The organism is Luteimonas salinisoli, assembly GCF_013425525.1.
GTDB classification, from domain to species: domain Bacteria; phylum Pseudomonadota; class Gammaproteobacteria; order Xanthomonadales; family Xanthomonadaceae; genus Luteimonas; species Luteimonas salinisoli.
The window spans coordinates 1-11,468 of record NZ_JACCKA010000045.1; the positions used below are offsets into that span (position 1 = coordinate 1).

General features: G+C 71.7%; 10 protein-coding genes and 1 pseudogene. 10 read left to right on the forward strand and 1 reads right to left on the reverse strand.

Translation table 11 applies throughout. The annotated features are described in order from the left end of the window. The 8 genes and pseudogenes from H0E84_RS06185 to recO form a co-directional block, all read left to right on the forward strand. Nucleotides 1–396 (forward strand): annotated as a pseudogene (locus H0E84_RS06185) (hypothetical protein); the annotation flags it as partial. Between the two features lie 87 nt (nucleotides 397–483). Continuing rightward, nucleotides 484–2,073, forward strand: coding sequence for a Do family serine endopeptidase (locus H0E84_RS06190; RefSeq protein ID WP_180677767.1), 1,590 nt, complete (start codon nucleotides 484–486; stop codon nucleotides 2,071–2,073). Between the two features lie 200 nt (nucleotides 2,074–2,273). Then, nucleotides 2,274–4,067 carry a translation elongation factor 4 gene (gene lepA, locus H0E84_RS06195; protein WP_180677808.1) on the forward strand — a complete coding sequence of 598 codons (1,794 nt, stop codon included), beginning with the start codon at nucleotides 2,274–2,276 and terminating at the stop codon, nucleotides 4,065–4,067. Nucleotides 4,068–4,160: 93 nt separating this feature from the next. After that, nucleotides 4,161–4,958 carry a signal peptidase I gene (lepB, locus tag H0E84_RS06200; RefSeq protein ID WP_180677768.1) on the forward strand — a complete coding sequence of 266 codons (798 nt, stop codon included), beginning with the start codon at nucleotides 4,161–4,163 and terminating at the stop codon, nucleotides 4,956–4,958. A gap of 37 nt (nucleotides 4,959–4,995) precedes the next feature. Next, the gene (locus tag H0E84_RS06205; protein WP_180677769.1) at nucleotides 4,996–5,379 is read left to right on the forward strand and encodes a DUF4845 domain-containing protein; all 384 of its coding nucleotides are present in this window, start codon (nucleotides 4,996–4,998) and stop codon (nucleotides 5,377–5,379) included. Next, nucleotides 5,357–6,031 carry a ribonuclease III gene (gene rnc / locus H0E84_RS06210; RefSeq protein WP_180677770.1) on the forward strand — a complete coding sequence of 225 codons (675 nt, stop codon included), beginning with the start codon at nucleotides 5,357–5,359 and terminating at the stop codon, nucleotides 6,029–6,031. The genes H0E84_RS06205 and rnc overlap by 23 nt, the downstream gene beginning before the upstream one ends. A 123-nt stretch (nucleotides 6,032–6,154) precedes the next feature. Next, complete coding sequence (gene era / locus H0E84_RS06215) at nucleotides 6,155–7,087, forward strand: GTPase Era (RefSeq protein ID WP_180677771.1); 933 nt, start codon at nucleotides 6,155–6,157, stop codon at nucleotides 7,085–7,087. 90 nt (nucleotides 7,088–7,177) lie between these two features. Beyond that, the gene (recO, locus tag H0E84_RS06220; RefSeq protein ID WP_180677772.1) at nucleotides 7,178–7,909 is read left to right on the forward strand and encodes a DNA repair protein RecO; all 732 of its coding nucleotides are present in this window, start codon (nucleotides 7,178–7,180) and stop codon (nucleotides 7,907–7,909) included. 42 nt (nucleotides 7,910–7,951) lie between these two features. Here the strand turns inward: recO and H0E84_RS06225 are convergent, their stop codons facing one another. Then, nucleotides 7,952–8,686 (reverse strand): response regulator transcription factor, encoded by a 735-nt coding sequence (locus H0E84_RS06225; protein WP_180677773.1) that lies wholly within the window; start codon nucleotides 8,684–8,686, stop codon nucleotides 7,952–7,954. 33 nt (nucleotides 8,687–8,719) lie between these two features. On the opposite strand from H0E84_RS06225, the gene H0E84_RS06230 reads away from it, so the two are divergent. Both H0E84_RS06230 and H0E84_RS06235 read left to right on the forward strand, forming a co-directional pair. Continuing rightward, nucleotides 8,720–10,744, forward strand: a complete 2,025-nt coding sequence (locus tag H0E84_RS06230) for a hypothetical protein (protein WP_180677774.1) — start codon at nucleotides 8,720–8,722, stop codon at nucleotides 10,742–10,744. A gap of 81 nt (nucleotides 10,745–10,825) precedes the next feature. Beyond that, nucleotides 10,826–11,440, forward strand: a complete 615-nt coding sequence (locus H0E84_RS06235; protein ID WP_180677775.1) for a YdbL family probable chaperone protein — start codon at nucleotides 10,826–10,828, stop codon at nucleotides 11,438–11,440. Nucleotides 11,441–11,468: the final 28 nt, after the last annotated feature.

Consider the following 11,468-nt stretch of genomic DNA (forward strand, 5'->3'; position numbering starts at 1 on the left):
AACCAGCGTCGCGCCGAGCAGGCGCCGGCGGCGGTCGCCGCTGCCACCAGCGCCATCGCGCCCGCGGCCGTCGCGCAGCCGGCCTCCCCCCTCGAACGCCCGGCGATCGAGACGTTGGCCGTCGCCGACTCCAGCGCGGGCGAGCCTTTCGCCCCCGCGCCGGCGGCATCCAGCCGGCCCTGGCCGCGTGCGGTGCTGCCGGGAGCGACTCCCGACAGCTTCGCGGTCGGCTATGGCGCCGCCGATGCCGACGGTCGTGCGTTCCATCCGTTCCAACCGCGGGTGACGCCGGAGCCGGCCTGGACCGGCCTGGCCCCGGCCACGGCGATCGGGGCCGCGGTGCTGCCGGCCTCAGGCCCGAGCGAAGCCGCAGCCGCCACGGCGGACCCGCGCTGAGCCGGACCGCGGCCGGTGGCCTGAGCCGCTCCGCCGGCCGGGCCGCGCCATGACTTTCTTCACCGACCTGTCGAGGATGGTTCCCCGATGAGAGCACCGTTCACCGCAATCGCCCTGGTCCTGGTTACCGCCGCCGCCACCGCTTCGGTGGTCGTGCCCGACGCCGCTCCGGTGTCGGGCGCCGCGCCGGGCACGGCGGCCGCCGGGAACGTGGCGCCCGCGGCCGCCGCCCAGGCCGTTGCGCCCGAGGCGCAGCGGGCGCCGGCCGAGCAGTTGGTCACCGGCCTGCCGGACTTCACCCGCCTGGTGGAGCAGGTCGGCCCCGGAGTGGTCAACATCGAGGCCACCATCGGTTCGCGCACCGCACAGCGCGGGCAGCGCCGCGGCGGGCAGATGCCGAACGAGGAGATGATGCCGGAGATCTTCCGTCGCATCCTCGGACCGGAGTTCCCGTTCCCCGGTGCGCCGCAGGGCCCCGACGGCCCCGGGCCGCGCGGCACCTCCATGGGCACCGGCTTCCTGGTGTCGGCCGATGGCTATCTGCTCACCAACCACCACGTGGTCGCCAATGCCGACCAGGTGAAGGTGCGTCTGCACGACCGCCGCGAGTTCGACGCCGAGGTGGTCGGCAGCGACGAGCAGTCGGACGTGGCCGTGCTGAAGATCGACGCCAGCGGGCTGCCGGTTCTGCGCGCCGGCGATTCGCGGCAGGTCCGGCCCGGGCAGTGGGCGGTGGCGATCGGCTCGCCGTTCGGGCTCGACCAGTCGGTGACCGCGGGCATCGTCAGCGCGGTGGGCCGCTCCAATCCGTACGCCAACCAGCGCTACGTCCCGTTCATCCAGACCGACGTGGCGATCAACCGCGGCAACTCCGGCGGCCCGCTGCTCAATACCCGCGGCGAGGTGATCGGGATCAATTCGCAGATTTTCAGCAATTCCGGCGGCTACATGGGCGTGAGCTTCGCGATCCCGATCGACATGGCGATGAACGTCGCCGAGCAGATCAAGAGCACCGGTTCGGTGCAGCGCGGCCAGGTCGGAGTGGTCGTCGAGGCGGTCAATGCCGAGAAGGCCGCCGGCCTGGGCCTGCCCGACACGCTGGGCGCCCTGGTCAACAGCGTGCAGCCGGGCAGCCCTGCGGAGAAGGCGGGCATCGAGGTCGGCGACGTGATCCGCGCCGTCGACGGCAGCGCGATCAACCAGTCCAGCGACCTGCCGCCGATCATCGGCAGCAAGGCGCCGGGCACCCGGGTGCGGCTGGAGGTCTTCCGCGAGGGTCGCTCCCGCAATGTCGACGTCACGCTCAGCCAGCTCGACGAGGGCGCGGCCGTTGCCGCGGCCGGCGGTCCCGATGCCGGACGCACGCCGGGGGCGGCCTCGAGCAACCCGCTTGGCCTGGTGGGGCAGGACCTCACCGCCGCCCAGCGCCGCCAGCTGGGCCTCGGCGCCGACGAGGGGGTGCGCATCGCCCGGGTCGAGGGGCTGGCCGCGCGCGAGGCCGGGATACAGCCCGGCGACGTGGTGCTGCGGGTCGGCCGCACCCCGGTGGCCGGCGCTGCCGCCCTGGACCGCCAGTTGCGCGACGTCAGGGCCGGGCAGACGGTGATGCTGCTGGTCAACCGCGGCGGCACCACCCAGTTCATCGCGGTCACCCCGCGCGAGGGCGGCGAGGACTAGGCCGCATTCGAGTCAGGCCGGTGGCGCGGCCGGATCCCGGCCGCATCGCCGCGAGCGATCGCCCGCGCTCCCGGCGAGGAGCGCGGGTTTGCAGCCCCGCGCCCACCCGGGCGCGGGGCGCGCATATGCGATAATCCCGCGCTTTGCCACGCGAACCAGGCCGCAGGGACGGCCCGCCTGACCTCATGAGCGCCGATCCGATGCGGAACATCCGCAACTTCTCCATCATCGCCCACGTCGACCACGGCAAGTCGACCCTGGCCGACCGCATCATCCAGCTGTGCGGCGGCCTGACCGAGCGCGAGATGGAAGCGCAGGTGCTCGACAACAACCCGATCGAGCGCGAGCGCGGGATCACCATCAAGGCGCAGTCCGTCTCGCTGCCGTATACCGCGAAGGACGGCCAGACCTACCAGCTCAACTTCATCGACACGCCGGGCCACGTCGATTTCAGCTACGAAGTCAGTCGCTCGCTCGCCGCCTGCGAGGGTGCGCTGCTGGTGGTGGATGCCGCCCAGGGCGTCGAGGCCCAGTCGGTGGCCAACTGCTACACCGCGGTGGAGCAGGGCCTGGAAGTGGTGCCGGTGCTCAACAAGATCGACCTGCCCACCGCCGACGTCGACAAGGTGAAGGCCGAGATCGAGGCGGTGATCGGCATCGACGCCACCGACGCCATCGCGGTCAGCGCCAAGACCGGGCTCAATGTCGGCGACGTGCTCGAGGCCATCGTCACCCGCATCCCGCCCCCGGTGCCGCGCGATACCGACAAGCTGCAGGCGCTGATCATCGACTCGTGGTTCGACAACTACCTCGGCGTGGTCTCGCTGGTGCGGGTGATGCAGGGCGAGATCCGCCCGGGCGGCAAGATCCTGGTGATGTCGACCGGGCGCAGCCACCAGGTCGACGGCGTCGGCGTGTTCACCCCCAAGCGCAAGGCCCTGGACGCGCTGCGCGCCGGCGAGGTGGGCTGGATCAATGCCAGCATCAAGGACGTGCACGGCGCGCCGGTCGGCGACACCCTCACCCTGGCCGCGGACCCGGCGCCGAAGCCGCTGCCGGGCTTCCAGGAGATGCAGCCGCGGGTCTTCGCCGGGCTGTTCCCGGTGGATGCCGACGACTTCCCGGACCTGCGCGAGGCGCTGGACAAGCTGCGCCTGAACGACGCCGCGCTGCGCTTCGAGCCGGAGAGTTCGGAGGCCATGGGCTTCGGCTTCCGTTGTGGATTCCTCGGCATGCTGCACATGGAGATCGTGCAGGAGCGGCTGGAGCGCGAGTACGACCTCAACCTGATCAGCACCGCGCCCACCGTGGTCTACGAGGTGCTGCAGACCGACGGCGAGGTGGTGCCGCTGGACAACCCCGCCAGCCTGCCCCCCGCCAACAAGGTGGAGGAGGTGCGAGAGCCGATCATCCGCGCCAACATCCTCACCCCGCCGGACTACGTGGGCAACGTGATCACCCTGTGCGAGGAGAAGCGCGGTCGCCAGATCGGCATCCAGTACCTGGGCAGCCAGGTGCAGATCAGCTACGAGCTGCCGATGGCCGAGGTGGTGCTGGACTTCTTCGACAGGCTGAAATCGGTCAGCCGCGGCTACGCCTCGCTGGACTACCACTTCCTGCGCTTCGAGGCGGGGCCGTTCGTGCGTGTGGACACCCTGATCAACGGCGACAAGGTCGATGCGCTGTCGATCATCGTCCACCGCAATCACGCCGACCGCCGCGGCCGCGAGCTCACCGAGAAAATGAAGGAACTGATCCCGCGGCAGCAGTTCGACGTCGCCATCCAGGCCGCGATCGGCTCGCAGATCATCGCCCGCACCACGGTCAAGGCGCTGCGCAAGAACGTGCTGGCCAAGTGCTATGGTGGCGACATCTCCCGCAAGAAGAAGCTGCTGGAGAAGCAGAAGGAAGGCAAGAAGCGCATGAAGCAGGTCGGTCGCGTGGAGATCCCGCAGGAAGCGTTCCTGGCGGTGTTGAGTTCGAGCCGTGAATAGGGAATCGGGAATCGGGAATCGCGAGCGCGCGGCCCTCCCGCTTTGCGCCATTCTCCATTCCCGATTCCCGATTCGCGCTCCAGAGGAGCACACATGAAGTGGTTCGAAATCGCCCTGGTGGTGCTGACCCTGGCCACCGGCATCATCTGGCTGCTCGACCGGCTGTTCTTCGCCAAACGCCGCGCCGAGCGCGCCGGGCTGCTGGAGGAGAAGGAGCCGGTGGTCGTGGACTACGCCAAGGCCTTCTTCCCGGTACTGGCGGTGGTGCTGATCCTGCGCAGTTTCGTCGCCGAGCCGTTCCGCATTCCCTCCAGCTCGATGATGCCGACCCTGCTGATCGGCGATTTCATCCTGGTCAACAAGTTCGCCTACGGTCTGCGCCTGCCGATCAGCAACCGCAAGTTCATCGAGATCGGCGAGCCCAGCCGCGGCGACGTGGTGGTGTTTCGGCCGCCGCACCAGCCCGACCAGGACTGGATCAAGCGTGTGGTGGGCCTGCCGGGCGACGTGATCGAATATCGCGAAAACACCGTCTACGTGAACGGCAAGGCCCTCGAGTACCGACCGGTGGGCAACGGCGGGTACGTCGGCAAGGGCCGCGGCCGCGAGATGACCGGCGCCCAGCTGCTGGTCGAGGCCATGCCCGGCCGCGAGCACCAGGTGCTGGAGATCCCCAACCTGCCCTTCAGCGACCCCGGCCAGGGCGAGTGGACGGTCCCGGAGGGCGAGTATTTCGTGATGGGCGACAATCGTGATAGAAGCGACGACAGCAGGTTCTGGGGTTCGCTGCCGGAGAGCCAGCTGCGCGGAAAGGCCTTCCTGGTCTGGATGCACTGGGACGGCAGCGCCGGCGGGGTGGGGTTCGACCGGATCGGCGGCAGCATCCGGTAGTATCCGGGCCACGCGCATTCCTTGGGGAGAAGGGCAAATGAAACGCACACAGAAGGGCATGACCCTGCTGAGCTTCGTGATCGTGCTGGCGGTGGTGGGGTTCTTCGCCTACGTGGCGATGAAGCTGTTCCCGATGTATTCCGAGTACTACAGCGTGCGCGCGGCGCTGAAGGGGTTGTCCGACGAGGCCGGCATCGCCCAGCAGGATCCGGCGCGCATCCAGGACCTGTTCTTCCGGCGCCTGTACATCAACTACTCCGAGAACGTGAAGAAGGAACACGTCAAGCTCAAGCGCGTCGACGACGGCTGGCAGATGGACGTGCAGTACGAGGTGCGCAAGCCGCTGGTCGGCAACCTCGACGTGGTCGGCAAGTTCCAGACAACGCAAATGCTCACGCGTGGCGGCGGCGCGGCCAACTGAGCCCTTCGGTCACCGCTTCGGTGACCAGGGCCTGCTGGCGCAGGCGCTGACCCACCGCAGCGCGGGGGCGCCGCACAACGAGCGCCTCGAGTTTCTCGGCGACGCCCTGCTCGACCTGATCATCGCAGAAGCGCTCTACCAGCGCTGGCCGCGCGCCGACGAGGGCGCGATGACCCGCGCCCGCGCCGAGCTGGTGCGCGAGTCGACCCTGGCGCGTATCGCCCGGGGGCTGGAGCTCGGCCCGCGGCTGATGCTCGGCCCCGGGGAGATGAAATCCGGCGGCCACCGGCGCGACTCGATTCTCTCCGACGCGCTGGAGGCGGTGATCGCCGCGATCCACCTCGACGCCGGCTTCGACGCCTGCCGCCAGGCCGTGCTGGCCTGGTTCCGCGCCGATCTGGACGGACTCGAGATCGCCAAGGTGGGCAAGGACGCCAAGACCAGGCTGCAGGAATGGCTGCAGGCGAGGCAGCGGCCGCTGCCGGTGTACGAGTTGCTGGGCGAGTCCGGCGACGACCATGCCAAAACGTTCGGGGTGCGCTGCAGCGTGTCCGAACCCCAGGTCTCGGCCGAGGGCGAGGGCGCTTCGCGCCGCGCCGCCGAGCAGCAGGCCGCCGAGGCGGTACTGGCAGCGCTGGACAAGGTCGGCTGAGCGCCGGGCGCGGCTCACGCCCCGCACAGCAGGCCGTAGGCGCTCTGGAGGAATCCAACCCGGGGCAGGGGCGCGGCGGGGCAGGTCGATATCGGCCGCACGCTGCGCGCGTAGAATGCCGGGATGATCCCATCCAAGCCCCACCGCGCCGGCCACATCGCCGTCATCGGCCGCCCCAACGTCGGCAAGTCCACCCTGGTCAACGCCCTGGTGGGCGCCAAGGTCAGCATCGTCTCCAATCGGCCGCAGACCACCCGCCACCGGTTGCTCGGGATCGCCACCTTCCCCGAGGGCCAGCTGGTCCTGGTCGATACCCCGGGCCTGCACCGCGACCAGGGCAGGTCCAGCGCCAGCGCCATGCACCGCTGGATGAACCGCGCCGCGCGCGGCGCTCTGGAGGGCGTGGATGCGGCGCTGCTGGTCGTGCAGGCCGGCCGCTGGGACGAGGAAGACGGCGCCGCATGGCAACTGCTGCACCAGGCCGGGGTGCCGGTGGTGCTGGTGGTCAACCAGGTGGACCGTCTCAAGGACAAGGCCGCGCTGCTGCCGTTTCTCGCCTCGGCCACCGAGGGGCGCGAGTTCGCCAGCGTGCACCCGGTCTCGGCGCTCAAGCGCACCGGCCTGGAAGCGCTGGTGGGCGCCCTGCTGCCGCTGCTGCCGGAGCAGCCGGCGCCGTACGGCGAGGACGAGATCACCGACCGCAGCCAGCGCTTCCTGGCCGCCGAACTGCTGCGCGAACAGCTGATGCGCCAGCTCGGCGCCGAGCTGCCGTACGCGACCACGGTGGAGATCGAACGCTTCGAGGAGGATGGCGCGCTGTCGCGCATCGGCGCGGTGATCTGGGTCGAGCGCGAGGGGCAGAAGGCCATCGTCATCGGCAAGGGCGGGACGCGCCTGCGCGAGATCGGCACCAAGGCCAGGCAGCAGATGGAGCGCCTGTTCGACCGCAAGGTGTTCCTGGAGACCTGGGTGCGCGTGCGCGAGGGCTGGTCCGACGACGAGGCGGCGCTGCGGGCGTTCGGGTATGAGGAGCCGGGAATGGGGAATCGAGAATAGGGAAGCGGAAAGGCGGATGCACGCGTCCACCACGTGACGGCGCGCCTTGCCGATTCCCGATTCCCCATTCCCGATTCCCGGCTTCACGCCATGCGCTACACCCAGGAACCCGCCTTCGTCCTGCACGCGCGCCGCTGGCGCGAGACCAGCCTGCTGGTCGAGGTGCTCAGCCAGGGTCACGGGCGGCTGGGCCTGGTGGCGCGCGGGGTGCAGGGGCCGAAGCGCCAGGCGCTGCGCGCGGCGCTGCAGCCGCTGCAGCACATCCGCATCGAGGCCACCCAGCGCGGCGAGCTGGCCTGGCTGAACTCGGCCGAGGCGATCGACCATGCGCCGCGGCTGGCCGGCGCGGCCGGGCTGGCCGGGTTCTACGTCAGCGAACTGGTGCTGCGCCTGGCGCCGCGGCAGGACCCGCATCCGGCGCTGTACGCGCTGTTCGCGCAGGTGCGCGAACGGCTGCGTGTCGGCGAGCCGCTGGCATGGTCGCTGCGCCGTTTCGAGCGCGACCTGCTCGAAACGCTGGGTTTCGGCTTCGCGTTCGATGTCGATGGCGACGGAATGCCGATCGATCCGGCCGCGCGCTACCTGCTCGATCCCGAGCACGGACCGCGGCGCCAACTCGGCGTGCGCGACGGCGGCGAGCGCGGACGCGCCGCCACCGGCCGCGCGCTGCTGGCGCTGGCGGCCGACCAGATGCCGGTCGCCGACGATCTCGCCGGCCTGCGCCGCGGCCTGCGCGGCCTGCTGCTGCACTACCTCGGCGGGCGCGGTCTCAAGTCGTGGGAACTGGCGGAAGGACTCGGCCGGATCGGCGACGGCCATTGAGGGGCGGCCCGCGGGGGCGTGCCGCGCGTCGCGCGCGCGGGGTCAGCCGGCGTCTGCGGTCGGTTTCGCAGCGGCCGCTGCCGTGCGCTCCAGGGTGTCGAGGAACTGCTGCAGCGCAGTGCCGCTGGCGGGATCCTCGTGCAGGCGGACGGCCGCGAACTGCAGTCCGGCCGCCCCGACGAAGCCGCAGCCGGCGCGCAGCCGGTGCAGGGCGCTGCGCACGGCCTCGTGGTTGCCCGCGGCGACGGCGGCGGCAACGGTCTCGCGGGTGGCGGGCAGTTCGGCGAGGAACAGCTGGCGCAGCGCGGCGACGTTGGCGGCATTGCCGCCCAGCGCCGCCGCCGCGCCGGCGTCGTCCCAGAGCGCGACGACGGGGGAGGCCGAGGCCTCCGGCCGGTCCTGCACGCCACCGCCGCGCCCGCCCAGCGCGTCGTGGATCGCCGCCTGCCAGGCCGCTGCGGAAAGCGGCTTGGTCACGACCGCCGCGAAACCTTCGTCCAGCAGCCGCTGCCGCTCGGCGTCGTCGTGGGCGGCGGTATGCGCCAGCGCCGGCGTCTGCAGGCCCTGGCCGCGCAGCGCGGCCAGCAGCCCGCCGCCGCTGCCGTCGGGCAGGTTGACGTCGAACAGCCACAGCGCGTGCTCGGCGGCCACCGCCATCGCGTGCGCTTCGGCCACGCTGCCGGCATGGTCGACCGTGGCCGGCAGCGCCTCGGCCGCCAGGCACAGGAAATGGCGGCTGGCGGGGTCGTCCTCGAGCAGCAGCAGCCTGGGCTTCATCGCGCACCTCCCTTGCGTGGGTATGCTTCCGGCATGACGATCCCCCGCATCCTACTCCTGGCCGCCGTGCTGCTGGCGGCGGGCGTCCAGGCGGCCCAGGCGCGCACGATGAGCGCTCGGATCGAGCGGGTCGATGCCGCGGTGGCGGTGCTCGAGCAGGTGCGGGTCCGGCTGGAGTGGCCGGATGGCGCCGAGGCCGGCACGCTGCGGCTCGAGGCAGGCCGCGTTCGCGCCCCCGACCTCGGGTACGAGTTCCGCGATCTCGCCTGGGAGTGCCCGCTGGCGCGCGCCGGGGCCGGGCGCTGGCGCTGCGACGGGGAGCTGCGCAGGCGCGGCGGCGGTCCGCTGCGCCTGGTCGTCGATCTCGGTCCCGCGACCACCGATGCGGTGCTGGCCGGCGGCGGGGCGCGCATCGCCCTGGCGCGCAGCGCCGCCACGCCCGACCGCACCTCGCTCGATCTCGCCCGGGTGCCGCTGGCCTGGGCGCAGGCGCTGGTGACGCAGGCCTGGGAGGGCGGGCGCCTGGCCGGCGGCACCCTGGACGGCGAGCTGGACATCGACGTGCCGGAGAACGGCCCGCTGCGGATCGGCGGCGAGCTGCAGGTGGCGGGCGCCGCGCTCGACAGCGCCGACGGCACGGTCGCCGCCGAGGGACTGGGCGTGCGCATCGCCATCGACTACCGCAAGGTCGGCGACACCGACCTGGTCGCCCTGGACGGTGCGTTGCGCGGCGGCGAGGCGCTGGTCGGCAACGCCTATCTGCTGCTGCCGGACACGCCGGTGCCCGTGCGCCTGGACGCGATGCGCGAAGGTGCCGGCGCCGGCTGGAGCCTGCCGCATTTCGAATGGCGCGACGGCGCGACCCTGCAGGCCAGCGGTTCGGCCAGGCTCGACCCGGACCTCGGGGTGCGGGCACTCGATCTCGCCCTGCGCAGCGACGACGCCTCGCAGTTGCCTTCGCGCTACCTGTCCGGCTGGCTGGCACTGAGCGGACTGGCCGGACTCGAGCTCGAAGGCGGGCTGGGGCTGGCCCTGCGCATGGAGGGCGAGCGCCTGCAGTCGCTGACCGCGGAGCTGCGCCGGCTGCGGTTGCGCGACGGCGCGGGGCGCTTCGGCTTCGAGGGCCTCGACGGGGGGCTGCGCTTCGCCGGCGACACCAGCGTCGACAGCGAGCTGCGCTGGAGCGGCGGCGCCCTGCGCGATGTCCGATTCGGGCCGGCGCGGCTGCCGTTCCGCGCCGCCGGCGGCGAGTTGCGCATGCGCGGACCGTTCGAGGTGGAACTGCTCGGCGGCCGGCTGCGCTTCGACGGCTTCGCATTGCGCCCGCCGGGCGGGGACGAGGGCATGCGGCTGCAGTTCGGACTGGCGGTGGAGGCGCTCGACGTGGCCCGGCTGGCCGAGGCGTTCGGTTGGCCGGCGTTCGGCGGCACTCTCAGCGGCGAGATCCCGCAGGTGCGCTATGCCGACCAGCGCCTGGAGTTCGACGGTGGCCTGGCGGTGCGCGTGTTCGGGGGCGCGATCGCCGTCTCGGCGCTTTCGATGGAGCGTCCGTTCGGGGTGGCGCCGACGCTCTCGGCCGATCTCGAGCTGCGCGATCTCGACCTGCTCACCGTCACCCGCGTGTTCGAGTTCGGCAGCATCAGCGGCAGGCTGTTCGGGCACGTCGACGGCCTGCGCCTGGTGGACTGGCAGGTGTCCTCGTTCGACGCCGCGCTGCACACCGAGCGCCGGCGCGGAGTGCGCCAGCGGATCAGCCAGCGCGCGGTGCAGAACATCTCCAGCGTCGGCGACGCTTCGTTCGTCGGCAGCCTGCAGGACCGCCTGATCGGCCTGTTCGACGATTTTCGCTACGCCCGCATCGGCATTTCCTGCCGGCTGGCCAACGAGGTCTGCCGCATGGGCGGCCTGCGTTCAGCGGGCAACACCTTTACTATCGTCGAAGGAGCCGGGCTGCCGCGGCTGAGCGTGGTGGGCCACAACCGCGACGTCGACTGGCCGACCCTGGTCGAGCGCGTCGCCGCGGTGGCCGGCGGCGACGTCGCCCCGGTGGTCGACTAGCCGGGGCCGGCGCGCGAGACGCTATCCTTTCCGCCCAGATGTCCCTGCAGAATCCGTCCGAACGATCACCTGGAGCCGTCCATGAACCGCTGGTTGGGAATGCCGATCGCCGCCGCGCTGGTGCTCAGCGCCTGCGTCACCATCAACGTGTACTTCCCCGCTGCGGAGGCGCGCGAGGCAGCGCGCGAGTTCGTCGACAACGTGATCGGCGAGAATGGCCGGCCCGTCGAGGACGACGGCCTGTTCCCGCAGGAGCCGGGCGGCATGGCGCGGGCCCCCGCGCCGGCCTCGTTCCACCCGCTGATGCTGATCGGCATCGCCCCGGCGCATGCCCAGGGCAGTCCGGACATCACCATCAAGACCCCGGCGATCGACGCGATCCGCTCGCGCATGCGCGAGCGTTTCGGCAGCGCGCTGCGCCCGCATTTCGAGTCCGGTGCGCTCGGCTTCGGCAACGACGGGACCGTCTCGGTGCGCGACGCCGGCAAGATCCCGCTGTCGGACCGGGTCAAGGTGAACCAGGCGGTGGCCGACCAGAACCGCGATGCCCAGGCCGTGTACCGCGAGATCGCGGTGGCCAACGGCCATCCGGAGTGGGAAGGGCAGATCCGCGAGGTGTTCGCCAAGCAGTGGGCCGACAGCGCGCGCAGCGGCTGGTGGGTGCAGGACCGGAGCGGAAGCTGGAAGCAGAAGTAGGCCGATCTGCGACAATGGCCGGCTTTCC

Excerpts from the sequence above, each read along its gene's own strand:
- era (WP_180677771.1), top strand. The coding sequence starts at position 6,155 with ATGATCCCATCCAAGCCCCACCGCGCCGGCCACATCGCCGTCATCGGC.
- lepB (WP_180677768.1), top strand. The coding sequence starts at position 4,161 with ATGAAGTGGTTCGAAATCGCCCTGGTGGTGCTGACCCTGGCCACCGGC.
- H0E84_RS06190 (WP_180677767.1), top strand. The coding sequence starts at position 484 with ATGAGAGCACCGTTCACCGCAATCGCCCTGGTCCTGGTTACCGCCGCC.
- lepA (WP_180677808.1), top strand. The coding sequence starts at position 2,274 with ATGCGGAACATCCGCAACTTCTCCATCATCGCCCACGTCGACCACGGC.
- H0E84_RS06235 (WP_180677775.1), top strand. The coding sequence starts at position 10,826 with ATGAACCGCTGGTTGGGAATGCCGATCGCCGCCGCGCTGGTGCTCAGC.
- H0E84_RS06205 (WP_180677769.1), top strand. The coding sequence starts at position 4,996 with ATGAAACGCACACAGAAGGGCATGACCCTGCTGAGCTTCGTGATCGTG.
- H0E84_RS06225 (WP_180677773.1), bottom strand. The coding sequence starts at position 8,686 with ATGAAGCCCAGGCTGCTGCTGCTCGAGGACGACCCCGCCAGCCGCCAT.
- recO (WP_180677772.1), top strand. The coding sequence starts at position 7,178 with ATGCGCTACACCCAGGAACCCGCCTTCGTCCTGCACGCGCGCCGCTGG.
- H0E84_RS06230 (WP_180677774.1), top strand. The coding sequence starts at position 8,720 with ATGACGATCCCCCGCATCCTACTCCTGGCCGCCGTGCTGCTGGCGGCG.